At 44.5% G+C, this 25,565-nt stretch carries 23 protein-coding genes and 2 tRNA genes; 5 read left to right on the top strand and 20 right to left on the bottom strand.

The genetic code is table 11. From position 1 onward, the window contains the following. The first annotated feature begins 11 nt into the window (after positions 1–11). The 3 genes from AB4249_RS15475 (at position 12) to AB4249_RS15485 (ending at position 3,001) form a co-directional block, all read left to right on the top strand. Positions 12–485, top strand: coding sequence for a GreA/GreB family elongation factor (locus AB4249_RS15475; protein WP_372103822.1), 474 nt, complete (start codon positions 12–14; stop codon positions 483–485). An 88-nt stretch (positions 486–573) separates the two neighbouring features. Next, positions 574–1,350, top strand: coding sequence for a YggN family protein (locus AB4249_RS15480; protein ID WP_102333775.1), 777 nt, complete (start codon positions 574–576; stop codon positions 1,348–1,350). Positions 1,351–1,639: 289 nt separating this feature from the next. Further along, a complete protein-coding gene (locus tag AB4249_RS15485) occupies positions 1,640–3,001 on the top strand; it encodes a sodium-dependent transporter (RefSeq protein WP_372103825.1) in 1,362 nt (453 codons plus the stop codon). 204 nt (positions 3,002–3,205) lie between these two features. Here the strand turns inward: AB4249_RS15485 and lipA are convergent, their stop codons facing one another. From lipA to leuS, 12 genes are all read right to left on the bottom strand, one after another. Then, positions 3,206–4,171: a lipoyl synthase gene (gene lipA / locus AB4249_RS15490; RefSeq protein ID WP_017059920.1), complete on the bottom strand. Its 966-nt coding sequence runs from the start codon at positions 4,169–4,171 to the stop codon at positions 3,206–3,208. A gap of 4 nt (positions 4,172–4,175) precedes the next feature. Beyond that, positions 4,176–4,835 (bottom strand): lipoyl(octanoyl) transferase LipB, encoded by a 660-nt coding sequence (gene lipB, locus AB4249_RS15495; RefSeq protein ID WP_004737632.1) that lies wholly within the window; start codon positions 4,833–4,835, stop codon positions 4,176–4,178. 195 nt (positions 4,836–5,030) lie between these two features. Then, positions 5,031–5,309, bottom strand: coding sequence for a DUF493 family protein YbeD (gene ybeD / locus AB4249_RS15500; RefSeq protein WP_026084358.1), 279 nt, complete (start codon positions 5,307–5,309; stop codon positions 5,031–5,033). Positions 5,310–5,541: 232 nt separating this feature from the next. Next, positions 5,542–6,723, bottom strand: coding sequence for a serine hydrolase (locus AB4249_RS15505; protein WP_372103828.1), 1,182 nt, complete (start codon positions 6,721–6,723; stop codon positions 5,542–5,544). Between the two features lie 93 nt (positions 6,724–6,816). Continuing rightward, entirely contained in the window at positions 6,817–7,656 is an 840-nt protein-coding gene (locus tag AB4249_RS15510) for a septal ring lytic transglycosylase RlpA family protein (RefSeq protein ID WP_136974115.1), read from the bottom strand. 3 nt (positions 7,657–7,659) lie between these two features. After that, positions 7,660–8,781 (bottom strand): rod shape-determining protein RodA, encoded by a 1,122-nt coding sequence (rodA, locus tag AB4249_RS15515; RefSeq protein ID WP_017062334.1) that lies wholly within the window; start codon positions 8,779–8,781, stop codon positions 7,660–7,662. Continuing rightward, positions 8,781–10,673, bottom strand: a complete 1,893-nt coding sequence (gene mrdA, locus AB4249_RS15520; protein WP_372101319.1) for a penicillin-binding protein 2 — start codon at positions 10,671–10,673, stop codon at positions 8,781–8,783. Before mrdA ends, rodA begins: the two co-directional genes overlap by 1 nt. 6 nt (positions 10,674–10,679) lie before the next feature. Beyond that, positions 10,680–11,150: a 23S rRNA (pseudouridine(1915)-N(3))-methyltransferase RlmH gene (gene rlmH, locus AB4249_RS15525; protein WP_017068506.1), complete on the bottom strand. Its 471-nt coding sequence runs from the start codon at positions 11,148–11,150 to the stop codon at positions 10,680–10,682. A 3-nt stretch (positions 11,151–11,153) separates the two neighbouring features. Then, positions 11,154–11,471: a ribosome silencing factor gene (gene rsfS / locus AB4249_RS15530; RefSeq protein ID WP_004735247.1), complete on the bottom strand. Its 318-nt coding sequence runs from the start codon at positions 11,469–11,471 to the stop codon at positions 11,154–11,156. Positions 11,472–11,537: 66 nt separating this feature from the next. Beyond that, positions 11,538–12,563, bottom strand: a complete 1,026-nt coding sequence (holA, locus tag AB4249_RS15535; RefSeq protein ID WP_372103830.1) for a DNA polymerase III subunit delta — start codon at positions 12,561–12,563, stop codon at positions 11,538–11,540. Between the two features lie 12 nt (positions 12,564–12,575). Beyond that, a complete protein-coding gene (gene lptE / locus AB4249_RS15540) occupies positions 12,576–13,214 on the bottom strand; it encodes an LPS assembly lipoprotein LptE (RefSeq protein WP_372103833.1) in 639 nt (212 codons plus the stop codon). Between the two features lie 179 nt (positions 13,215–13,393). After that, complete coding sequence (gene leuS, locus AB4249_RS15545) at positions 13,394–15,970, bottom strand: leucine--tRNA ligase (protein ID WP_372103837.1); 2,577 nt, start codon at positions 15,968–15,970, stop codon at positions 13,394–13,396. A 263-nt stretch (positions 15,971–16,233) separates the two neighbouring features. Between leuS and AB4249_RS15550 the strand changes: the two genes are divergently transcribed. Further along, positions 16,234–16,704 (top strand): zinc ribbon-containing protein, encoded by a 471-nt coding sequence (locus AB4249_RS15550; protein ID WP_017062329.1) that lies wholly within the window; start codon positions 16,234–16,236, stop codon positions 16,702–16,704. A 90-nt stretch (positions 16,705–16,794) separates the two neighbouring features. On the opposite strand, the gene lnt is transcribed toward AB4249_RS15550, so the two are convergent. The 5 genes from lnt to miaB form a co-directional block, all read right to left on the bottom strand. After that, positions 16,795–18,312: an apolipoprotein N-acyltransferase gene (lnt, locus tag AB4249_RS15555; protein WP_065584440.1), complete on the bottom strand. Its 1,518-nt coding sequence runs from the start codon at positions 18,310–18,312 to the stop codon at positions 16,795–16,797. Between the two features lie 32 nt (positions 18,313–18,344). After that, positions 18,345–19,235: a CNNM family magnesium/cobalt transport protein CorC gene (gene corC, locus AB4249_RS15560; protein ID WP_012603382.1), complete on the bottom strand. Its 891-nt coding sequence runs from the start codon at positions 19,233–19,235 to the stop codon at positions 18,345–18,347. 120 nt (positions 19,236–19,355) lie between these two features. Continuing rightward, the gene (ybeY, locus tag AB4249_RS15565; RefSeq protein WP_372103840.1) at positions 19,356–19,817 is read right to left on the bottom strand and encodes an rRNA maturation RNase YbeY; all 462 of its coding nucleotides are present in this window, start codon (positions 19,815–19,817) and stop codon (positions 19,356–19,358) included. Further along, positions 19,818–20,939 (bottom strand): PhoH family protein, encoded by a 1,122-nt coding sequence (locus tag AB4249_RS15570; protein ID WP_372103843.1) that lies wholly within the window; start codon positions 20,937–20,939, stop codon positions 19,818–19,820. 163 nt (positions 20,940–21,102) lie between these two features. Beyond that, positions 21,103–22,527: a tRNA (N6-isopentenyl adenosine(37)-C2)-methylthiotransferase MiaB gene (gene miaB / locus AB4249_RS15575; RefSeq protein WP_017062326.1), complete on the bottom strand. Its 1,425-nt coding sequence runs from the start codon at positions 22,525–22,527 to the stop codon at positions 21,103–21,105. A gap of 308 nt (positions 22,528–22,835) precedes the next feature. Between miaB and AB4249_RS15580 the strand changes: the two genes are divergently transcribed. Then, on the top strand, positions 22,836–24,011 hold the full coding sequence (locus AB4249_RS15580; RefSeq protein ID WP_372103845.1) for a 2-octaprenyl-3-methyl-6-methoxy-1,4-benzoquinol hydroxylase: 1,176 nt from the start codon (positions 22,836–22,838) through the stop codon (positions 24,009–24,011). 68 nt (positions 24,012–24,079) lie between these two features. Here the strand turns inward: AB4249_RS15580 and AB4249_RS15585 are convergent, their stop codons facing one another. The 3 genes from AB4249_RS15585 to AB4249_RS15595 all read right to left on the bottom strand — a co-directional run bounded on the left by AB4249_RS15585 (position 24,080) and on the right by AB4249_RS15595 (position 25,501). After that, positions 24,080–25,126 (bottom strand): lactonase family protein, encoded by a 1,047-nt coding sequence (locus AB4249_RS15585; protein WP_017071286.1) that lies wholly within the window; start codon positions 25,124–25,126, stop codon positions 24,080–24,082. Positions 25,127–25,284: 158 nt separating this feature from the next. Continuing rightward, positions 25,285–25,369 (bottom strand) — tRNA-Leu (locus tag AB4249_RS15590). Positions 25,370–25,424: 55 nt separating this feature from the next. After that, a tRNA-Met gene (locus AB4249_RS15595) sits at positions 25,425–25,501 on the bottom strand. Positions 25,502–25,565 lie beyond the last annotated feature (64 nt).

Consider the following 25,565-nt stretch of genomic DNA (forward strand, 5'->3'; position numbering starts at 1 on the left):
ACCCCAATAGTATGAATAAGTCTGAGCTTCGCCAAATAATCATAGAGCAACTTGAATCCCGATTACGTATCGCACAATCTGCTACTCAACGCGCTATTGATGCTGCGACAGATGAAGAGACAGTGCCTGAACATAAGTACGATACATTGGCATTAGAAGCTTCGTATCTCGCCCATGGTCAAGCGGTGAGGGTACAAGAGTGTGAAGACGATATTCAGTGTTATCGTAACTTAGTGTTGCGTGATAGTGAGAAGGTTACGGTGAGCAGTTACGTTGTGGTCATTGACGAGCATGATCAATATAAACACGTTTTTATGGGGCCGAGAGTCGGCGGACTTTCTGTCACGTGGAATGAGAATGAGATTGCCATCGTGACGGCAAATGCACCTTTTGGTCAGGCTCTAATGGGTAAAGAAGTTGGCGATGAGATTGAATTTAAAGTCGCTGATAAGCAGTTTTGCTACGAAGTTATCTCTATCGACTAACTAACTGACTAATAGATATAAAACGTTTCTCTGACAAAGAGGCATAATCCAAGGGTATAGTAATCTGTCAGATTGATGAGAGGATGTTATGAAAAGCTATGTATTTATGAAAAACAGTGTATTAATTGCATCGTTAACTGCGGCGATGGCAGTTGTGAGCCTGCCAACGTTTGCTGCTCAGTGTCGAGTTGATTTGAAGAATGAACTAAGAATCGATGATCAAAAAGTCGAAATCCATCAAGTGAATGGTGATACGGCCGTTTTTGATGATAACAACGACCTCTATATCCATGGTGAGAAGGTTGAGCTTGATGCCGACCAACAAGCGGCGATTGAGAAATACCGCGAAAATATGAGTGAGTACTTACCTCGAGCGAAACAAATGGCGAACGATAGCTTAGCGTTAGCCAATGACGTGATTGATGATATCGCGGCTAGCCTGGATTCACCTGAGTCATTTGATAATGTAAAAGAATCGATGAAAACCTACTTTGCAGAACTGGAAGCGCGTTATTACAAAGATGGCGAATTAGTGTTACCTGCAGAAAGCTTTGATTCGATGGCCAATGGCTGGTCTGAAGATTTCGAGAAGGCGAAAGAAATCTTTAACCAAGAATTTATCTCTAGCGCTTTTAATGCGATGTCAGAAAAAATGAAACAAGATGGTGGCCTAAACCTGACTGAATTGGCTGACAGTATGGCTGAATTAAAGCTGAAAGTTGAAGAGCGAATGAAAGAACACTCTCAACAAGTGAAAGAGGAAGCGAATGAGTTCTGTGATTCTCTTGATGAGATGGCGGAACAAGAGCAAGAGCTGCATGAAATCATTCCGAATCTAAAGGACTATCAAGTATTCACGATCTAATCTGAATTAACTGATGAATCACAAGAGCACCGTTTGGTGCTCTTTTTGTTTGTATAAATGGAACCATACGGCGAGTATTTATCTCTATTTAATCCATTTCCTTCTCAAGCCTTCCATTTCGCTTTGTTGTTTCTAATTGAACGATAAGACTGGTCTTTTGTTAATTTTGTGGTTCTAAATAGCGCATTGATTGTAAAAAATAGAGAATTGTTCATTTATTGGTTGTGCCTATCATTGCTTTTTATTACTGTACTTCTCAACTAGTTCACTGATTCTTAATGCGGGCGATATGGACCAACAACCTTCCTCTTCAAGAGAGCACTTTAGCTCTCGTTTAGGCTTTATTTTAGCAGCGGCTGGTGCAGCGGTTGGCTTGGGTAATATTTGGGGTTTCCCGACTCAAGTTGCCAGCAATGGTGGTGGCGCTTTCCTTTTAGTCTATTTGATCATGATCTTCGTGGTTGCTTTCCCTATGCTGGTGGTTGAGATGGCTATCGGCCGTCACGGCCAAGCAAACCCAGTTGATAGCATGCGATCTTTGACGACAAACCCTTTGGGTAAGAAAGTCGGTGAGTTTATCGGTTGGGTTGGACTGAGTGTACCAAGCGCCGTATTGGCGTTTTACAGTATTGTTGGTGGCTGGTTGATCTGCTTCCTAATTGGTGCGGTCGCGGATCTTATCGGCCTAGAAGCGATTGCTGATTGGTTTAAAGGCTTCAGTGTTGAGCGCAACGTATTTGGTACCGTCGCGTTCTATGTACTGACTATCTTGATTGTGCAGGGCGGTGTTAAGCAAGGCATCGAGAAGTGGTCGACTCGTTTGATGCCTGCGCTGTTTGTTTTATTTGGCTTATTGTTTGTTTACATCATGACGCAATCTGGCGCGATGGAAGGCTTAAAACATTACCTTGTTCCAGACTTTGAGAAAGTGTGGGATAGAAAATTGATTCTGGCGGCAATGGGACAGGGCTTCTTCTCGCTCACTATTGGCGGTTGCTCGATGTTGGTTTATGGCTCTTACTTAAGCAAGAAAGAGAACCTACCCAAAATGGCGATGAACGTAACTTTGGTGGATACTGCTGTCGCTTTTATTGCTGGCCTAGTGGTGATGCCAGCCATGTTTGTTGCGATGCAAAAAGGCGTACAAATCTATGCGGAAGACGGCTCACTATTAAGCTCTGACACGCTAGTATTCACGGTTTTGCCGTTGATGTTTGATAGTTTAGGTGTGCTTGGTCAGATCTTTGCGATTGTGTTCTTCTTACTACTAACGATTGCAGCACTGACTTCTTCGATTTCGATGCTTGAAGGCCCGGTTGCGCTAGTGAGTGAGCGTTTCAATACCAGACGAACGCCAACAAGCTGGGTGATTGGTGGTGCTATCGCGCTGTTTAGTGTGGTGATTGTTTACAACTTTGCTGCGATGTTTGGCATGGTAGCGATGATTGCAACTCAGTATCTTCAACCAGTCGCTGCACTGATGTTCTGTGTGTTTGGTGGTTGGGTATGGAGCCGAGCTTCAAAAGTGAAAGAGCTTGAACAAGGCAGTCCTGATTTTCAACTTGGTTGGTTTGGTAAGGTTTGGCCAATGTATGTGAAGTTTGTGTGCCCAATTTTGGTAGCAACGGTTATCTGGGCATCTTTCGGTTAATGCAGAACCCTATCTGGGCTTTTTGAAATTACCTCCTCTGAACTTGAAATATTAAGCACAAAGCCACTCATAAAGAGTGGCTTTGTTGTTTTTATATAAAGCTTAGTGGCACGAAATATAAAGCTATAGTGGCACGAACAAGATAGAAAAAAGGCGCTGAACATAATATTCAGCGCCTTTGCATTGTTCGTTAAGCAATCGTGATTACTTAATTTCCATACCTTGAGCTTGCAAGTCCGCATGGTAAGAAGAACGTACAAACGGGCCACACGCTGCGTGAGTAAAGCCTAGCTCTAGAGCAATCTCTTTCAGCTCATCGAACTCAGAAGGCGGCACGTAGCGTTCTACTGGTAAGTGGTGACGGCTTGGTGCTAGGTATTGACCTAGTGTCAGCATAGTCACACCATGTTCGCGAAGGTCTTTCAGTACTTGAACGATCTCTTCTTTTGTCTCGCCAAGACCCATCATCACACCTGATTTTGTTGGGATATCAGGGTGCTGCTCTTTGAATTTCTTCAGTAGATCAAGAGACCACTTGTAGTTCGCACCTGGACGCGCTTTACGGTATAGACGTGGCGCTGTCTCTAGGTTGTGGTTGAAAACATCTGGCGGGTTGTCTTTCATTAGGTCAAGCGCAACGTCCATACGACCGCGGAAGTCTGGAACCAGTGTTTCGATACGAATATTTGGGTTTAGTTCGCGAATCTCACGGTTACAGTCAGCAAAGTGCTGAGCACCGCCGTCACGCAAGTCATCACGGTCAACTGAAGTGATTACAACGTACTTCAGTTTCATGTCTTTAATCGTCTTAGCCAGTTTCTTCGGCTCTTCAGCTTCAGGAGCAACAGGACGACCATGGGCAACATCACAGAACGGGCAGCGACGAGTACAGATAGCGCCAAGAATCATAAACGTTGCCGTACCGTGGTTGAAACACTCGGCTAGGTTAGGGCAAGACGCTTCTTCACAAACTGAGTGCAGGTTGTTTTTACGCATTGCTGATTTGATTTCTTGAATACGATGGCTGTCTGAAGGAAGTTTAATCTTCATCCATTCAGGCTTACGTAGAACTTCTTTCTGTTCAGCAGGCATATTCTTTACGGGAATTAATGCCATTTTGTCAGCGTCACGATATTTAACGCCTTTTTCCATTTGGATTGGTTTGCTCATGATTTTATGCTTCTGCTGTAATGTTACTGGTGGCTTGAATGTCTACTTGGTCATAGCCGAGTAGCTCTACGAGCTCTTGTATTAACTGTTGCTCAACGTTTTCTAGTTCACTTGGTCCACCGAGTTGGCTTACCTGCGCCATTTCCATACCTTGGTAACCACATGGGTTAATACGCAGGAATGGAGACAGGTCCATATCGACGTTGAGTGCTAGCCCGTGGAACGAGCAGCCACGTCGAATACGTAATCCGAGTGAACAGATTTTCTTGCCATCGACATAAACACCAGGAGCGTCAGGTCGGGCAGCTGAATCTATATTGTAAGCTTTCAGAGTATTGATTACGAGGTTCTCGATATGAGTAACCAAATCACGCACTCCGAACTTCTTGCGGCGGATGTTAATCAGAAAGTAAGCGACTAATTGGCCTGGGCCGTGATAAGTCACTTGGCCACCGCGATCGCTTTGTATTACAGGGATATCACCAGCATTCAATACATGCTCGGCTTTACCTGCTTGTCCTTGAGTGAAGACAGGGTTGTGTTCAACCAACCAAACTTGGTCTACGTCTTCTTCCGTGCGTTCGTCTGTGAACTTATGCATGGCTTTCCATACAGGTTCGTAATCCTGACGGCCTAATTTTTTTACGATTAGCTTATTTTGCAAAGCTGCACTCCCTCAAGGATTAATAAAGTGAACGCATTATAAACGCGAAACATGATTCTAACTACAGACGGACTGCAAGGTTTTTCAACTTTCTTTGTATTTATTGAAAATTAAGTTGAATGAATTTGAGCTAGATAGGGTGCTTTAAACAAAAACAGCGGCAATAAGCCGCTGTTTTTCATGTGCAATCGGAGATTACAGAACCATACGAACGATTTCGATCTCGCCCAGTTCTTTATAAAGAGTTTCTACTTGTTCAATTGAAGTCGCAGTAATATTGATAGAAACAGAGTGGTAGTTACCTTTCGCACTCGGTTTTAGCGTTGGGCTGTAGTCACCAGGAGCATGACGCTGGATCACTTCTAGTACTAGCTCAGTCAGTTCTGGCTTAGCGTGGCCCATTACTTTGTAAGTGAATGAACAAGGGAACTCTAAGAGGTCTTTTAGTTTTGCATCAGAATTGATGTTCATGATTAGCTCCAAAAGGCTAGACGCTCGCAAATTGGCGAAATGTCGATAAAAAGCGTGTTCGGTCAACAGACACGAGTAATAAGGCGGAATATTACGTGTAAATATCACCGAACTCAAGATCAACAAAAGCCGCACATGGCGGCTTTTGGTTCACTAATGAGCAAATCATGAACTTACTCATTAGGTTAGCTATATAACAAGCTTAGGTTTTACCTAGAACAAACCTTTGGCTTGTTTAGAATAAACCCTTGAATAGAAGAACTAGGTAGTCCCATAGACGGCTGAATAGGCTGCCTTGGTCTACATCTTCAAGTGCTAGTAGGGGGTATTCAGCAACGTCTTCACCGTCTACTTGGTAGAATAGTTTACCAACTACATCGCCTTTGCTGATTGGCGCTTCTAGCTCTTTCTCAAGAACGAAGCTTGCCTTCAGGTTCTTAGCTTGACCACGAGGTAGCGTCACGAAAGTATCTTCGTCGACACCTAGCGCAACTGTGTCCTTGCTACCCATCCAGATCTTCTCTTCTACGAAAGTTTCACCGGCTGTGTGTGGTGCCACTGTTTCAAAGAAGCGGAAGCCGTAGCTAAGCAGTTTTTTGCTTTCTGTTTTACGAGCATTCGCATTCTTGGTGCCCATAACTACAGCAACTAGGCGCATTTTGCCTTCTGTCGCTGAGCTTACTAGGCTGTAACCTGCGTTGCTTGTGTGGCCTGTTTTGATGCCATCAACGTTCATGCTCTTATCCCATAACAGACCGTTACGGTTGTATTGGGTGATGCCGTTGTATGTGAATTTCTTCTGTGAGTAGATACGGTACTCGTCTGGTACGTCGCGAATCAGCGCCTGACCAAGTAGCGCCATATCGTAAGGCGTTGAGTATAGGTTCGGGTTGTCTAGACCGTGCACGTTAGCGAAGTGCGTGTCTTTCATACCGATAGAGCTTGCCCATGCGTTCATTAGGTCAACGAATGCATCTTCAGATCCGGCGATGTGTTCAGCCATCGCAACACAAGCATCGTTACCTGACTGAACAATGATACCGCGGTTCAGTTCTTCAACTTTAACCGTTGTACCTACTTCAACGAACATCTTAGATGAATCTGGGAAGTTTTTAGCCCAAGCATTTTCACTGATTACAACATCGTCGTTTAGGTTGATGTTGCCACGGTCGAGCTCTTGGCCGATCACGTAGCTCGTCATCATCTTGGTTAAACTTGCTGGAGAAAGCTGAGTATTCATCTCTTTCTCTGCTAGTACTTTGCCTGAATGGTAATCCATCAGAACAAAACCTTTAGCGGCGATTTGAGGAGCATCAGGAACAACAATAGGAGCGGCGAATGACGATGTAGCTATCGTTGCAGAAAGAGCAACAGAAGTAGCAAAAATCGATTTAACAAGTTTATTAGATTTAATCATTTTGAATGCAATTATTTGGTGAACTATTCATATATTAACAGAATCACTCTGTCACACCAGAGCGCTGATTACCAGAAGTAACTGTTAGATTAATTAGCGAGTTAGGGTGTGTTTTTTTATATAAGCTGACGGGTAACCCATTAGCTTAACTTGTTCTAATTTCTCTTGAGTCAGAGCATAGTCATGAAATGGCCCAATCATCAGACGGTAGTTGTCATCATTTGGCTGCAAGAACGTTGCTACTTCTAGCTTTTCGGCTAGATCTTTCGCTAACTTCTCTGTTCTATCTTCATGTGGAGATGTTGCGACTTGAATAATAAATTGCGGTAAAGCAGCCTTTTTATTTGCGTCGGTTGGCATAGCCACAGTAATGACTTCAATCTCAACATTTGCCGTGCCGGTTCTCAACACATCGAGCTTGTAAGCTGCCGCATAACTAAGGTCAATGATTCGGCCTTCATGGAATGGGCCGCGGTCATTGATACGAACAATCGTCGTTTTGTTATTGTCGGTATTCGTCACTTTTACATAGCTTGGAATTGGCAATGTTTTGTGCGCCGCAGACATCGAATACATGTCATAGATCTCGCCGTTAGACGTTAAGTGACCATGAAATTTCTTACCGTACCAAGAGGCTTTGCCTTTCTCAGTAAACCCTTCGGTCTTCTTTACGATCTTGTAGTCTTCGCCACGTAAAGTGTAATCCGTGTTACCACCTAAACTATAAGGTTCATACTGAGGGTGAGCATCCTCGAGATGCTCTACTGAGATAGGTGCGTCTGGTGCAATATCTGAATCAATATCGTAGCGGCCTGTTGGCTGCTTTGAAGAACAACCATTGATTAAAATCGCTAGCCCTAAGATAGAGGCTATTTTTTTGATTGGCAGCTCATCAACCAAGGATGCTTTTTTTGGAAACGTTGTAATAGACATCGATTAGGTCGCCTTTGAGAATGCTTTTCTGTGTGTATGGATCGACATTAAAATACCAAAACCAGCCATAAGGGTAACCATTGAAGTACCACCATAACTGACTAAAGGAAGAGGAACACCAACCACAGGTAGAATGCCACTTACCATGCCAATGTTTACAAAAATATAAACGAAGAAGCTCAGTACAATACTGCCGCCCATCATTCGACCGAATGCGGTTTGAGCTTGGCTCGCAAGCACTAAGCCACGTCCAATAATAAACAGGTAGATCGCAAGCAAGAACAAGATACCAATCATGCCCCATTCTTCGGCGATGACCGCAAAAATGAAGTCAGTATGACGCTCTGGGATGAACTCTAGTTGAGATTGAGTGCCTTGCAACCAACCTTTTCCTGATATACCACCCGAACCTATCGCAATCTTACTTTGAATGATGTGGTAACCCGCACCTAATGGATCTGATTCAGGATCAAAAAGGGTTCTAACACGCACTTTTTGATATTCACGCATCAAGAAGAACCATAGGATTGGGATAAATGCCCCTAATGCGATTGCGGCGCTAGCAATGATTTTCCAACTGATACCAGCCAGGAATATCACGAAGATACCAGATGCGGCGATAAGGATAGATGTACCTAGGTCAGGCTGCTTTGCGATTAGAATCGTCGGTACAAACACCATCACTAGCGAGATCGCTAATGTTTGGAATGTTGGTGGAAGTGAGCGCTTACCGATAAATCGTGCCAGCATCAAAGGCACCGCGAGCTTTAATAGCTCTGACGGTTGGAATCGAACAAAGCCGAAGTTTAACCAACGCTGGGCGCCTTTAGAGGCTTCACCAAAGAACAACACGCCCAATAGCAAGATGACACCACCTACAAATAGCAGTGGTGCCAAGGTTTCATAAGTACGAGGTGAGATTTGCGCTAGGAAGATCATCACACCTAAAGACAGAGCCATGCGCATCGCCTGGCGGTCCATCATCGCAAGGCTTTGTCCGCTTGCGCTGTACATGATCAGCAGGGCAAAGCCCATTAAAACCAGAATGCCAAGCAAAAGCGGCAGGTCGATATGCAGCCTTTCGAATAGGGCTCTATTTCGTCCAGTTGAAGGATCAAGTTTCATTATTTAATTGGCTCACTTTGATAATCTTCTGCAAGGATAATATGGTCTAAAATCCTTCTTACTACTGGGCCGCCGTTAGAAGAACCGCCACCTGCGTTCTCTAGAACGATAGTCACGACGGCTTCAGGATCTTCAAAAGGCGCGTAACCCGTAAAGAGGGCGTGATCGCGTAAGTGCTCTGCGATTTCATCCGCGTTGTACTCTTCATCTTCTTTTAAGCCGAATACCTGTGCGGTACCCGATTTACCAGCGGTTTGGTAAGACATCTTCTGGAATGAACGTCTTGCCGTACCTTTCTTACCGTGGTTAGCCAGCCTCATACCTTCCTGAGCGATATCCCAATACTTCTTCTTAACCCCGGTTAGCGGTGGGTAAGTTTCAATGTCCGACATGATTTGTTCATCGAATGGACGACCGTTATCAATGGTTGAACGAAGTAGGTGAGGTGCGGTTACTTCACCTTCATTGACCAAAACTGATGTGGCTTTTGCAATCTGCATGGGTGTTGCAGTCCAGTAGCCTTGGCCAATACCAACTGGGATGGTGTCACCTTGGTACCAAGGCACACGGTGTCTTGCCATCTTCCAATCACGAGTTGGCATATTGGCTTTGCTTTCTTCATAAATATCGATGCCAGTATAATCACCAAAGCCGAACATCATCATCCATTTGGATATGCGATCAATGCCGAGATCATAAGCAATTTGGTAAAAGAAAGTATCCACTGACTCTTCAATCGCTTTCTCTATATCAACGACCCCGTGTCCCCAACGCAACCAGTCACGGAATGGTCTTGTTTTTGAATTAGGGATCTTCCAATAACCTGGGTCATTACGCGTTGTATTAGGTGTAATCACACCTTCTTGCAGAGCCGCAACAGCAATGAATGGCTTGATCGTCGATGCTGGTGGGTAAATACCTAGCGTTGCACGGTTAACCAAAGGGCGGTCTTTGTCTTGAAGCAGGGCGTTATAACCTTTAGACGAAATACCATGTACGAATGCATTTGGGTCGTAGCTTGGGCTAGATACCATGGCTAACACGCCATTGTCTTTCGGGTCGAGAACGATAGCTGAGCCACGGCGGCCATCCAGTAACTTATGTACGTATAGTTGTAGCTTGATATCCAAGTTGAGCACGATATCTTTACCCGGAACCGACGGTACAAATTTTAGAGTACGGATCACTCGTCCACGGCTGTTAACTTCGACTTCTTGATAGCCAGCGGTACCGTGAAGCATGTCTTCGTAGTAGCGCTCAATACCAAGTTTACCGATGTCGCGAGTGGCTTGGTAATTGGCGTCTTTCTCTTCGCGAACCAGGCGCTGCATATCACGGTCATTGATGCGCGATACGTAGCCAATCACGTGAGTTAACACATCAGCATAAGGGTAGAAACGTTTTAGCGTACCTGTAACTTCAACGCCTGGGAACTTATGTTGATTTACAGAGAAGATCGCAACTTGTTCTTCGGTAAGCTGATTCAGAATAGGTACTGACTTGAAGCGTCGTGAATTGCGACGATCACGATCAAATAGTTCAATGCGCTCTGGCGGGATCTCGATTAATTCTTGTAGACGGACGAGCGTGTCATCCATATCTTTGATTTTTTCTGGCGTGATTTCTAGGTTGAAAACCGGGCGATTTTCGGCAAGAAGTACACCATTACGATCGTAAATCAAACCACGGTTAGGGGCGATTGGAACGACCTTGATACGGTTATCGTTAGAGCGGGTTTTATAGTCTTGATATTGATTGACCTGAATGTTGTACAGATTAACAACCAACATCGATATCATGACTATGATCCCCGCAAACGCAACAAAAGCACGATTAGTAAATAGTCGTGCTTCTGCTTTGTAATCACGGATTTGGCTACGTTTACGTAACATTAACGCTTATTCTCGATGATAAGGGTGGTTAGCAGTGATGCTCCAAGCTCGATACAAGCTTTCAGCCATGATAACGCGTACTAATGGGTGAGGGAGAGTAAGCGCAGACAGAGACCAACTTTGGTCTGCGGCCGCTTTACATGCAGGTGCTAATCCTTCAGGCCCGCCAATTAGGATAGATACGTCACGCCCATCCAGCTTCCAACTTTCTAATTGCTCAGCAAGTTGAGGTGTATCCCACTTTCTACCTGGGATATCGAGCGTGACAATACGGTTGCCTTTTGGAACTGCAGCCAGCATCGCTTCACCTTCTTTTTGAAGAATGCGTGCAATATCTGCATTTTTACCGCGCTTTCCTGCAGTAATTTCAATGAGCTCTAATGGCATATCGTGAGGGAAGCGGCGTTTGTATTCTTGAAACCCTTCTTCAACCCACTTTGGCATTTTTGTGCCAACTGCGATTAACTGGATCTTCAAAGCTTAGCCCCAAAGTTTTTCTAGTTGGTACAGCTCACGATGCTCTTCTTGCATAACGTGAAGCATGCTTGTGCCCATATCTAGAACAACCCATTCACCTTCTTGCTGACCGTCCATACCTAGAGGTTGCATACCCGCTTTACGCACTTCATCAGCAACATGCTGTGCAATAGAGGCAACATGGCGTTTAGAGGTGCCAGTACAAACAATCATGTAATCAGTAACGCTTGATTTGCCTTCTACATCGATAGTTACAATCGATTCTGCTTTCATGTCGTCGGCTTTGTCTGCAAGAAAATCTTTTAGTTCTTCACGTAACACTGGGTGTTCCTTTAATCTGAATTTAGCTTTGTTTAGGGGCTGTCGACCCTAGAATATAACACGCTTTTATGCGTGGAATGGTATTGAAGCTGAAGGGATACAAAACTCTACGCTTAACTGATGAATTAGTGGCCAAGGCGACTGCTCATATTGAGTTTTTGTCATCAATTCAGCTTGAGTGAGCAACGCGAACAAAGAGTGTAATTGAGAAATCGAAACTCTTGTTAGCGCGGCGTTATAAAGAGGCTTTTTAGATTGCCAGATACGGTGTTTTTCGAAGACCTGACCAATCGGCATCTGTTTCATTTGTTGCTGCATTTGTAATAGCAGAGCAAGCTCTCGTTGTATGCTACGTAATAAAATGACGGGTTCGACACCTTCAGCTTCTAGCTGACGCAGGATTCGTTGTGCTCGGTTACCTTTGCCTGCCAATAACGCATCACTCCAATGGAATGGAGTAAAATGGTTGTGTCGACTCAGCGATTCTTCTAAGCGTACTAACGTGAGTTTTCCATCTGGGTATTGGAGAGCCAGTTTTTCTAGGCTTTGGGTGAGAGCAAATAGATTACCCTCATGCCATTGCGCCAGCATTTGAATCGCTTCAGGGTCTGGCGTTAAACCGATTTGACGGCAACGCGCTTGGACAAACTGAGGTAACCGACTGACATCTGGCGTTAGGCAACTGACCCAGTGACCCTGATTCGAAAGAGCCTTAAACCACTTAGCGCTTTCTTGAGCTTTGGTGAGCTTAGTGCCCACCAAGATTAACAAGATATCACTGTGGATATGCTCGGAGATTGCGAGTAGCTCTTTCGCTATTGTGGCATTGACGCCTGACTCTGGCAGTTCAAGCTCGATGACCTGACGGCTAGAGAATAGGCTCAGTGCTTGAGTGCAGTCGTAGACTTGATTCCAGTCGAGGCTGCTATCAATCGCAAAGCGATGACGTTCTTCAAAGCCTTGTTGTTTTGCAGCCTTTTGAATCGCTTCTCGGCTCTCTTGCAACAGTAGAGGTTCATTACCAAAAATTAGGTAAACATTACTCAACTGTTTGGTAAGTTGCTCTGATAAGCGGTCAGCAAAAATACGCATCAAATAAACCTATTACTCAGCCGAATCGCTAAATGTTGGTTGTTCTTCTGAAGCTGGTACGAGCTCAACATTCTTGATGTTGTATTGCTTTTCGAGTTCTTTCACTTGAACGTGCTCTAGTGCATCTAGGTCCATGCTATCAGCTGCAATGTTCGCTTTTAGTCGAGCCATCTGACGAAGGATTTGGCTTGTTGCCAACTTACGCATCTCATCTTCGATCATGTCTCGTTCAACCGACTTCGCAAGTGCAGTTAGCGGGTTATCTAGGTAACTACGGGTTACGCTGGTTGAGAACGTCTTTGAGCCTAGATCCGGGACAGTTACGCGGTATGAAGCGCGGAATGTCAGTTCTTTCTCTGCTGCACGAGTGTTTTGGTATAGAGACAGAGTTCGCTCACCTACGCTCTCACTAATAATATGCAGGTTAGGTGTATTCTCAGCCGGTGGCACAATTTCTACATCATTCATACGCAGTTGACCTTTCATCATACGTGTAAACGTACTGTATTGGTCGTAACTGGTTACGGAGATCTTGTTGAGTTCTTCTGGTACGGAGTAATCACCACGTAGGTGGAAACCACACGCACTTAATAGGCTGACGGTTAAAACAACAACAGTAACTTTCAATGAAGATAGTGAAATCAGGCGCATTATTTGATGGCTCTCATGAAGGTAGAATACTTATTTAAAGGCTTTAGTTCGTTTGAGTGGTTAGGCTCAAGTCTAAAGCGCTTAAATAAGTAGACAGGGCAATTAGCTACCCTGTCTACAGACTGCTTTTGATGAATTAAGTTCGTTAATTCTTTAGCAATTGCATTGTGCTAACGAAATTAGTTAGCAACGATGTTTAGAAGCTTACCTGGTACGAAGATAACTTTACGGATAGTTAAGCCATCTAGGAACTTCTTAGCGTTCTCATCGTTTAGACCAAGCTCACGAACTTGCTCTTCTGTTGCATCAGCAGCAACGGTTAGTTTCGCACGTAGCTTACCGTTGATCATAACAACGATAGTTTTCTCGTCTTCAACTAGCGCTTTCTCATCGAAAGTTGGCCATGTTGCTGAGTCTACGTTTGATTCACCAAGTGCAATCCACATTTCGTAAGAGATGTGTGGAGTCATTGGGTAAAGCATGCGTACTACCGCTTTTAGCGCTTCGTCAAGGATTGCACGGTCTTGTGCAGATTCTTGAGGTGCTTTCGCCAGCTTGTTCATCAGTTCCATGATTGCAGCGATTGCCGTGTTGAACGTTTGGCGACGGCCAATATCGTCCGTTACTTTCGCGATAGTTTTATGGATATCACGACGAAGTGCTTTTTGGTCGCCAGATAGAGCAGAAGCATCCACAGATTCAGCGGCACCTTTAGAAGAGTGAGCGTGAACCAATTTCCAAACACGTTTAAGGAAGCGGTTAGCACCTTCAACGCCAGACTCTTGCCACTCAAGCGTCATGTCTGCAGGTGATGCAAACATCATGAATAGACGTACTGTATCAGCACCGTACTTGTCTACCATCTCTTGTGGGTCGATACCGTTGTTTTTCGACTTAGACATTTTGATCATGCCTGAGTGTTCAACTTCACGGCCTTGATCATCGACTGCTTTTTCGATGCGACCTTTACCGTCACGTTCAACCGTTACGTCAGTCGGAGCAATCCACTCTTTAGTGCCTTTTTCGTTTTCGTGATAGAACGCGTCAGCCAGAACCATGCCTTGACATAGTAGTTGCTTGAACGGTTCATCAGACGTCACGTAGCCAGCATCACGTAGAAGCTTATGGAAGAAACGAGAGTAAAGCAGGTGCATACAAGCGTGCTCGATACCACCAACGTATTGGTCAACTGGTAGCCAGTAGTTTGCTTTCTCTGGATCTAGAATGTCGTCTGCTTGCGGTGAACAGTAACGTGCGTAGTACCAAGAAGACTCCATAAACGTATCGAACGTGTCAGTCTCACGTAGAGCGGGTTCGCCGTTGAATGTTGTTTCAGCCCAAGACTTGTCAGCCTTGATTGGGCTCGTTACGCCATCCATTACTACATCTTCAGGAAGAATGACTGGCAGTTGGTCTGCTGGTACTGGGTGAACTTCACCGTCTTTAGTGGTTACCATTGGGATTGGAGCGCCCCAGTAACGTTGACGAGATACACCCCAGTCACGTAGACGGAAGTTTACTGTCTTCTTACCTTTGCCTTCAGCTTCAAGCTTCGCAGCAATTGCATCGAATGCTTCTTGGAACGCAAGACCATCGAATTCACCAGAATCAAACAGTACACCTTTTTCAGTGTAAGCCGCTTCAGACACGTCTAGTTCAGAACCATCTTCAGGTTTGATTACTGGGATGATATCGATGCCGTACTTAGTTGCGAACTCGTAGTCACGTTGATCGTGAGCAGGAACCGCCATTACCGCACCTGTGCCGTAATCCATAAGTACGAAGTTTGCTACGTATACAGGAACAACACGACCGTTAAGAGGGTGGATAGCCGTTAGGCCAGTATCCATACCTTTCTTTTCCATCGTTGCGAGTTCAGCTTCAGCAACTTTAGTGTTACGACACTCTTCAACGAATGCAGCAAGCTCTGGGTTGTTCTTCGATGCTTTCTCTGCAAGAGGGTGACCTGCAGCGATACCAACGTAAGAAACACCCATTAGTGTATCTGGACGTGTTGTGTACACTTCTAATGGTGCTTCTTCGCCGTTAACAGCGAAAGATAGCTCAACACCTTCAGAGCGGCCGATCCAGTTGCGCTGCATGGTCTTAACCATTTCAGGCCAACCTTCAAGGTTGTCTAGATCGTCTAGTAGCTCTTGAGCGTACTCAGTGATTTTAATAAACCACTGTGGAATTTTCTTTTGCTCTACTGGAGTGTCACAACGCCAGCAACAACCGTCTTCTACTTGCTCATTTGCCAGTACTGTTTGGTCGTTTGGACACCAGTTCACTGAAGATGTCTTCTTGTAAACCAGGCCTTTTTCGTAAAGCTTAGTGAAGAACTCTTGTTCCCAACGGTAGTACTCTGGAGTACACGTTGCGAATTCACGGTTCCAGTCGTAACCAAAGCCTAGAAGCTTAAGCTGGTTCTTCATGTACTCAATGTTTTCGTAAGTCCATGGTGCAGGTGCTGTATTGTTTTTAACAGCGGCGTTTTCTGCAGGTAGGCCGAATGCATCCCAACCAATTGGCTGCATTACGTTTTTGCCTTGTAGACGTTGGAAACGAGATACCACATCACCGATGGTGTAGTTACGCACGTGACCCATGTGCAGTCGGCCACTTGGGTAAGGGAACATAGAAAGACAGTAGAATTTTTCTTTGTTTGGGTCTTCACTTACAACGAAAGTCTCGCTGTTATCCCAGTGTTGTTGAACCTTTTGTTCAATCTCTTGCGGGTTATATTGTTCTTGCATCGATGGTATCCGGTTATCTTGGAATTTGTGAGTTCGGTTAGAACAGAATCTTACAGATCGTCATAGAATACCTAAAGGAGCTGAGTACAACAATAGTTATACCCTTCATACTTGCAGTTGCCGCTTAGTAGATTGTGTAATTTTCACTGAATTTCGCAGGGCAACTATACTTAAGAGTATGAATTGCATTTGTTTGTAAGCGGGAGTGCATTGCAGCGCATCCGTTTGCTCACTAAAAGGTTGGTTATCTTAAGGAGGTTGTTATGCCGAAGAAAAAAGCGCTCTATGAAGAAGTCGTCGAAGAGGTGATTGAAACGCTGAAGCATAGCCCTGAAGAGCTCAACAACAAAATCGAAACGTCGGGCAAGTTTGCGAAAGCAGCTAATGATATGACTAAAGATGAGCTTTCATTGATCTCTGCCTACGTGAAGTCGGACTTAAAAGAGTTTTCCGAAAGCTATGAAGAGAGTAAAAGCGGTCCATTCTATTTGATGATTGCGGACTCTATTTGGCAAGGGCTGTTGGATATTACTGATCGTACTAAGGTGGAATGGGTTGAACTGTTCCAAGACTTAGAACACCAAGGCTTGTATCAAGCGGGTGAAGTCATTGGCTTGGGAACCTTAGTATGTGACGAGTGTGGTCACCAAACCGAATATAACCACCCAACCAATATCATTCCATGCATTAAATGTGGTTCTAAAGGGTTTAGTCGTAAAGCCCTTAAACCGTAAGCTTCTGAACCATAGCGTATCAACGCAAAACCACAGCAATGAAAAAGGGTTGACCCGATCAGTCAACCCTCAAATCACTTTTCGTCGAATCTAGCTTTTTGGCTTTCTAATTACCCAACCAATCACCAAGCTGAGCATCGCCCAGATATACAGTGGCCAAGTACCTACTGTGTGATAAGGCGTTTGACCATCCGTTGAAATGAGTTCAGCTTTTAACACTGCCGTTTCAAACTGAGGCACTTGCTTGATTATATTGCCTTTGTAATCAGTAACTGCCGTCACACCGTTGTTGGTCGAGCGAATAACCGGCTTACCAAGCTCCAGAGCACGCATCTGTGCAATTTCCATATGTTGCAGAGGGCCAATCGAACGACCAAACCACGCATCGTTAGAGAGCGTTAAAATAAAGTCAGTCTCGTCGGTTACGTTCTGTCTAACTTGATCATTAAAGATGATCTCATAACACAGTGCCGGCGCTAAGTGACGACCATTTGCCACTATGTTTGGTTGAACAAAGTCGCCACGGCTAAATGATGACATTGGCAAGTTAAAGAAAGGTGCTAATGGACGCAAGATATCTTCAAACGGCACAAACTCACCAAATGGTAACAGGTGGTGTTTATGGTAGCGTTCGTCTGGATCGTAGCTGTACTCACCGTATGGATTCACACCGAGAGAAAGAACACTGTTGTAGTATTTCTTATCTTCAGACTGATTCAGCACACCGGTAATGATCGAACTGTTGTTCATCTTCGCTGCGCTATCCAAGTTACGTAGGAAAGATGGGATCTCAACTTCGAATGCTGGAATAGCGGCTTCAGGCCAGATGATGATATCCGCTCCCCAGTTTTCTCTGCTTAGGTCGGTGTACTTCATCATGGTTGGCCAGCGATGACTCGGTAGCCATTTACTGTCTTGATCGACGTTGCCTTGTATCAAGACGACTGACGTGGTTTTTTCAGGGTTCGGCGTGACCCAGTCGATGTTGCGAATACCAAAGCCTGCGCTAAATACGACAGCGGGAATGATAGCGATGCTCCAAGCCCGGTTAACAATCGCATAAGTGAATGCAGAGGCTGAAACAATGATCGCTAAAGTTACTAGCTCTACGCCGCCAATCGGTGCAAATGAACCCAATGGCGAATCGATTTGGCTGTAGCCTAACCAAAGCCAAGGGAAGCCCGTCATTACCCAGCCACGCAGCCAATCACAGACTAGCCAGAATGCAGGAGCTGCAAGGAAAAAGCGGCTTAGGTTATTGGCAGGGAAGAATTTATTCAAACCCCAGGTAAATAGCCCTGAATAAACGGCTAGGTAGCCAACAAGCAATGCCATCAAAAATAGGTTGGCTGCCAGTGGCATGCCGCCAAAACCATCAATGCTGACGTATACCCAGCTGATACCTGTGGTGAATTGACCTAAACCCCATGCGTAGCCAATCCAAAGCGCACTTTTAGGAGAGCGGTTGTGGATCAGTAACAGCAACAAAGCTGGGCTGAGAATAGCAAGAGGCCATATAGAGTATGGAGCGAATGAAAGGGTGGTTATAGCGCCAACAAAAACGGCCGCAAGCGGCCGTAATAGGCGATGAATAAAGGTATTAGTCATCTAATTTCTGTCATCTCTTTAGAGAGAAGTTGTTATTCTTCGATAGTCGGAAGAGGCTGTTCGTCAGGAATGGTTACCTGTAGCTGAATCACACGACGGTTATCTGCTGATGTTATTTTGAAATGGTAGTTTTCGATTTCTACAATTTCGCCACGAACCGGCAGGTGGCCGAGTGCTGTCATAACCATGCCGCCTACCGTATCCACTTCGTCGTCACTAAAGGCAGTGTTAAACGTATCGTTGAACTCTTCAATAGTGGTTAAAGCTTTTACAGAGAAGGTATGCTTACTCAGCTTACGAATATCTAGCTCTTCTTCATCGTCGAACTCGTCTTCAATTTCACCAACGATTTCTTCGAGGATATCTTCAATGGTTACCAGGCCAGAAACTCCACCAAACTCATCGACAACGATAGACATGTGGTAACGCTCTTCTTGGAACTCCTTAAGCAGGCGATCAACTCGCTTACTTTCAGGAACAACCACGACAGGGCGAATCACTTGTTCGATATCAAATGGAGCACTTTCTGAACCCAAATACTTAAGTAGGTCCTTCGCTAATAGAATGCCTTCAACATGGTCTTTATCTTCACTGATCACTGGGTAGCGAGAGTGTTGAGCATCAGTAATGAGCGCAATCAATGTATCTAGATCATCTGTGCGTTCAACTGTAACCATTTGAGAGCGAGGCAGCATGATATCGCGTACTCGCATCTCTGAAATTTCCATAACACCCTCGAGCATGTCGCGTGTGTCGTGGTCAATTAGGTCATTAATTTCTGAGTCGCGGATTACATCTACGAGCTCTTGGCGATCTTTTACTTCACCTTGAAATAGTTGGCCTAGGCGTTCAAAGAAGGACTTTCTACTCGGACCTTCAGATTTTTTACTTCCCTCAGAAGTGGGGGGGTTACCTTCGTTCATGATTTCTCAAAAAATAACGCTATCAGAAGTGTGATAGCACACGTTACAACTCAGATTCCTGTGAAAATCACAGGTTCGATGAGTTATTGTTTCTCTGCAACCTACTTTACTAGAATCAATTTACTTTTCTAGAATGTAAGGGTCTTCAAACCCCATAGATTGCATGATTTCTGTCTCGAGTGACTCCATCTCTTCAGCTTCATCATCTTCGATATGATCATAACCTAGCAGATGCAGACTGCCATGTACAACCATATGAGCCCAGTGTGCTAGCAGAGGCTTACTTTGCTCTTCTGCTTCTTTTTCGACAACTTGGCGGCAGATAATGAGGTCGCCCAGTAGATCTAACTCGATCCCTGGAGGAGCCTCGAATGGAAAAGACAACACGTTAGTTGGCTTATCTTTGCCACGATATTCATGATTGAGCTGGTGGCTTTCTTGTGTATCAACGATACGAACCGTCAACTCAGCGTTCTCTTGAAACTGAGGAATTGTTTTGTCCAACCAAAGCTGAATATCTTGCTCAGTTGGAAGACCTTGCTCATGTTCGACCGCTAATTGCAGGTCTAGTTCAATAGACATCTATTTATCACCTTGTTCTGCAATTACAGAGCTATTTTGTGTTGCTAATTGTGTCGTAACTACCTGCTGAGCCTCAAGAAGTTTGGCTTCACGCTCTTCACGTTTACGCTTTTCAAACTCTTTGCGCTCTTTCTGGTCTTTTGCTTCCCACTTCTCGTATGCGTTGACGATACGAGCAACTACAGGGTGACGAACGACGTCTTCAGACATGAAGAAGTTAAAGCTAATGTCGTCGACTTCATTGAGCACTTCAGTCGCATGGCGTAAGCCTGATTTTGCACCACGAGGTAAATCGATTTGCGTAATATCACCTGTGATCACAGCGCGTGAGTTAAAACCGATACGGGTTAAGAACATCTTCATCTGTTCTACCGTGGTGTTTTGGCTCTCATCAAGAATGATAAACGCATCATTCAATGTACGACCACGCATGTAAGCCAGTGGCGCAACTTCAATTACGTTACGTTCAATCAGCTTCTCAACTCGCTCAAAGCCAAGCATCTCAAACAGCGCATCGTAAAGTGGACGTAAATATGGGTCTACTTTTTGGCTTAAATCACCCGGTAGGAAACCAAGCTTCTCACCGGCTTCAACAGCAGGACGAGTCAGTAGGATTCGGCGAACCTCTTGGCGTTCAAGTGCATCAACTGCTGCAGCAACGGCTAAGTAGGTTTTACCTGTACCTGCTGGCCCAATACCAAAGGTGATGTCATGAGTCACCATGTTCATTAGGTACTGTGCTTGGTTTGGCGTTCGAGGTTTGATGACGCCTTTTTTAGTCTTAATGGTCACTTCTTTGCCGTAGTCAATTTCAGACTCGACGTGTTGCTCCAAAATGCCTGACTCGGTGATCGCCAGATGTATTTGCTCTGGTTCGATATCGATTATGTTGCCTTTAACTGGAGCCGTTTCAATATAGAGGTGTTTGATGATGTCTAAAGCTGCGGCTGTAGTGTGAGGCTTACCAACAATGGTGAAAAAGTTGCTACGGTAATTAATCTCAACGCCCAGACGACGCTCAAGATGCTTGATGTTGTCGTCAAATGGTCCGCATAAACTTGCCAAGCGCTTGTTGTCTGCTGGTTCTAGATTTATCTCTAAGGTAACGATTTTATTGCTCAAATTAGCCTCTCATTTTGTGCCACTCACTCTTAAATAAAACAAAGAGCAAAAAGCCCGATTTAGACCGGGCTTCTGATGGTGATATCCCTATTTCTAAGATGGTCACTTAGTTAGGTAATTTCAAGCTTTGTGTTTGCGCTTTGTGCTCAAACAGTTGTATTGCCTATGGCGTAAATGTCGCTACACCTAGCTCGTCTTCACGTTTTGTTTTTTCCATCATTTCTGCTGGAGTCATAACAACGCGTAGACCCATGTCTTTTTCTGTGCGAACTAGCTCACCACGTAGTGAGTTGGTGTAAACCTCAGTGATCTTCACATCTACGAATTGACCGATTAGGTCTGCAGAACCTTCGAAGTTCACAACACGGCTGTTTTCTGTACGGCCGCGAAGTTCCATTAGGTTCTTTCTTGATGGGCCTTCAACAAGGATACGTTGCTCTGTGCCTAACATTAGACGAGAGAAACGCATAGCTTGTGTGTTTACCGTTTGCTGCAGTTCGTACAGACGATCTTTCTTCTCTTGTGCTGGTACATCACATGGGTAATCTGCCGCTGGCGTACCTGGACGTGGAGAGAAAACAAAGCTGAAGCTCATATCGAAATCAACGTCTTTAATTAGCTTCATTGTATCTTCGAAGTCTTGCTTAGACTCACCAGGGAAACCAACAATAAAGTCAGAGCTGATTTGAATGTCAGGGCGAGCTTTACGCAGTTTACGGATAATAGATTTGTACTCGATAGCCGTATGTGGGCGCTTCATCATCGTAAGAATACGGTCACTACCACTTTGTACTGGTAGGTGAAGGAAGCTCACTAGCTCTGGTGTGTCTTTGTAAACTTCAATGATGTCGTCACCAAACTCAAGCGGGTGGCTTGTTGTGAAACGAATACGGTCGATACCGTCGATAGAAGCAACAAGACGAAGCAGTTCTGCGAATGAACAGATATCGCCTTCGTGTGTTGGACCGCGGTATGCGTTTACGTTTTGACCTAGCAGGTTAACTTCACGTACGCCTTGCTCTGCAAGTTGAGCAACTTCGAAAAGTACATCATCCATTGGACGGCTAACTTCTTCGCCACGTGTGTATGGTACAACGCAGTAAGTACAGTATTTAGAACAACCTTCCATGATAGAAACGAACGCCGTCGCGCCTTCAGCTTTTGGCTCTGGCAGGTTATCGAACTTTTCGATCTCTGGGAAAGAGATATCCATTACTGGCTTTTCGTTAGACAGTGATGATTTAATCATCTCTGGCAAACGGTGTAATGTTTGTGGGCCAAAGATAACGTCTACGTAAGGTGCACGTTGACGAATGTGATCACCTTCTTGAGTCGCTACACAGCCACCCACACCGATCACCACACCTTCTTTTTTATCTTTAAGCGTTTTCCAACGACCAAGCTGGTGGAATACTTTTTCTTGCGCTTTTTCGCGGATAGAACAAGTATTCAATAGTAGTACGTCTGCTTCCTCAGGTACTTCAGTTAGCTCATAGCCATTTGCAGCGTTAAGCAGGTCGGCCATTTTTGATGAATCATATTCATTCATCTGACAGCCCCAAGTTTTAATTAGCAGTTTCTTACTCATTATATGTTCGCTCGATCGTTAGTTTAATTTAAGGGAGCAAATCGCCCATTATTCATCCGCTAGCCCCGTTTGTCATAATTCGGTATTCAATTTTATGACAGGCTCTAGCGGCAAGCGGCGTATTGTACTGGTTTCAAAACCGACTGACTAGTAGTCTGAACAAATCTCTTATGTAGTGGTTTTTATTATCGTTAACGCCATATGCCATAAGGGATAACCCTTTTTTCGAATAAGGTTTTTGGTTACAAGTTAGTTATGAAAAAGTACAATCAAAAACAGTCAAAGAATCAAACTGATAAGTACGAAATATGAACAGTTACGATATTGTAGTAGTCGGTGGCGGCATGGTTGGCGCAGCAACAGCAATCGGTTTTGCAAAGCAAGGTCTGAGTGTTGCGGTGATCGAAGGTTTTGCCCCACAAGCATTTGATGAGTCGCAAGCGATGGATATTCGAGTGTCAGCGATTTCTCAGGCGTCAGTCGATTTACTTGACGATCTTGGTGCATGGCAGAACATAGCAGCAATGCGAGTGTGTTCTTATAAACGTTTAGAGACGTGGGAGCACCCAGAGTGTCGTACTCGATTTGATGCTGCCTCACTAGACCTTCCTCGTTTGGGCTATATCGTTGAGAACAGACTCATTCAATTAGGTTTATGGTCTCAATTTGATGCCTACGACAATCTCGAACTGTTATGCCCAGAAAAGCTCGATGTGATTGAGTTTGGTGAAATCAATATCGTAAAGCTTCAATCAGGGGCTGAGTTGTCTGCGAAGTGGGTGGTTGGTGCTGATGGTGCGAATTCAGCCGTTCGCCAACAAGCTGGAATTGGCATCACGGCTTGGGATTATCGACAACACTGTATGCTTATCAATGTAGAAACAGAACAACCTCAGCAAGATATTACTTGGCAGCAATTTCTACCAAGTGGCCCTCGTTCATTTTTGCCTTTGTGTTCTCTAACCTCTGACGGTCAAGAAGTCGGGCTGGGCTCGTTAGTTTGGTATGATTCTCCACTGCGTATTAAGCAACTGTCAGCAATGGCCCCTGAAAAACTACGTAACGAAGTACTTACTCACTTTCCTAAAGAGTTAGGTGATATCAAGGTACTGAATTCGGGTTCTTTTCCTCTGACACGACGTCATGCTCAATCATACTCGAAGAATAACTGTATTTTGGTCGGAGACTCTGCGCATACCATCAACCCTTTGGCTGGGCAGGGTGTTAACTTAGGCTTCAAAGATGTATCAGTACTGCTGGATGTCACCAAAGAAAAGGGTGAATTGAACCAGTCTGTAGCAAGACGCTATGAAGTGATAAGAAGAGGCGACAATCTAATGATGCAAAGTGGCATGGATTTCTTCTACAAGACATTCAGCAACGACATTGGCCCACTGAAATTTGTACGTAATGCTGCTCTAAAACTAGCTGAAAATTCAGGCCCGATTAAAGCTCAAGTATTGAAATACGCTTTGGGTCTCTAATTGAGCGTTTAAGACTGCTTATGAAAAGAAGGAGAGCGAATGCTCTCCTTTTTTGTATCAGATGACTACTATCGCTGTTGCGTCACACAAACCGGTGCATCGATCTCTAAAGAGTACCCTGTATAAACCAAAGACCCATCTTCATTATCTCGCTTGAATGAGGTGATGTTGTTGGAGTGCTGGTTGGCGGCGATAAGCCATTTCCCATCGTTCGTTATATGGAAGTCTCTTGGGAATTTGCCTTCAGTGTCGTAGCTATCAATGAAAGTCAGCCTTTGAGTCTCAGAGTCGATTTTGAAGCTACTGATTCTTGATTGGTGTCGACATGACACATAAAGGAATTGCTCATCAGGCGATAGCTTAATCGCAGCTGCGGCTTCTCCCTTCTCCATATTAGGCAATGCATCAATCTCTTCCACTACATTCCAAATGCCTAAAACCTTTTCCAAAGTCAGCAACGTTTCAGAGAGTTCACAGACCACATAGGCTCTGTCTTCAGCTTTGTTAAAGATTAAATGGCGAGGTCCATTGCCGGCGGGCACCTTAATAGACTGCATTGGTTCATCAAGGAACTCTTCTTGCTCTTCATCAAAGCAATAGAAGTTGATGCGATCGGTGCCGAGATCGACAGTCACAAACTGTGGTGAGTTTTGTAAGAACAGGCATTGATGGGCGTGTGGGCTAGTTTGTCTCTCTTTGTTTGGCCCGGAACCAACCATCTGGATTGTTTTGAGTCGTTTATCGATGCTGCCGTTGATACTTAAGCTAAAAATATCGAATGTGCCTGATGAGTATTGCGACGTGATAGCAAACTTATTGTGTGGATCTATCGCGACGTGACAAGGGTGATCTCCCGAGATGAGGCTTGTATTGTGTGTTAGCTGTGAATCAACATTAGGTATATGAATGAGCTGGGGCTGTTTTTGCTGGTCCACTTCCGATGCAGTATAGATCCCAGTCTTTGTTACAGTAATAAAAGAGGGGTTAGTACATTTGATGATCAGCTCTAGAGGTAATAGTTTTCCTGTTTCTAGATCTAACTGAGTTTGATAAACACCTTGGCTTTTACTTGGTGTATCTGTGTAGCAACCGATCGTTAAGGGGAGGGGTTTCATAGGCTAGTCATACTCAATTAGAAAATGGAGCTGACATTGTCTTATAAAATCGTATTAAAAGTGAGGTTATAGAAGAGAATACTTGGTGACTTGGCTAGCAGATTTGCATATTCCAGATAAAACAAAACCCAGCTAAAAAGCTGGGTTCTATTTAATGATGGTGCGGTCGGAGAGACTTGAACTCTCACACCTCTCGGCGCCAGAACCTAAATCTGGTGCGTCTACCAATTCCGCCACGACCGCAGCAAATCTTTATAGTCATATCGAATATTGGTGCTTCAATAAGACGTTGTATAAGTGGTGGCTACTGCGGGATTTGAACCTGCGACCCCATCATTATGAGTGATGTGCTCTAACCAACTGAGCTAAGTAGCCATAATAAATCTAATAGATTCACTATTTGTTCTCTAATGAAAGAGAAATAATGGTGCGGTCGGAG

Source organism: Vibrio sp. 10N.261.55.F4, from assembly GCF_041470465.1.
Taxonomy (GTDB): domain Bacteria; phylum Pseudomonadota; class Gammaproteobacteria; order Enterobacterales; family Vibrionaceae; genus Vibrio; species Vibrio crassostreae_C.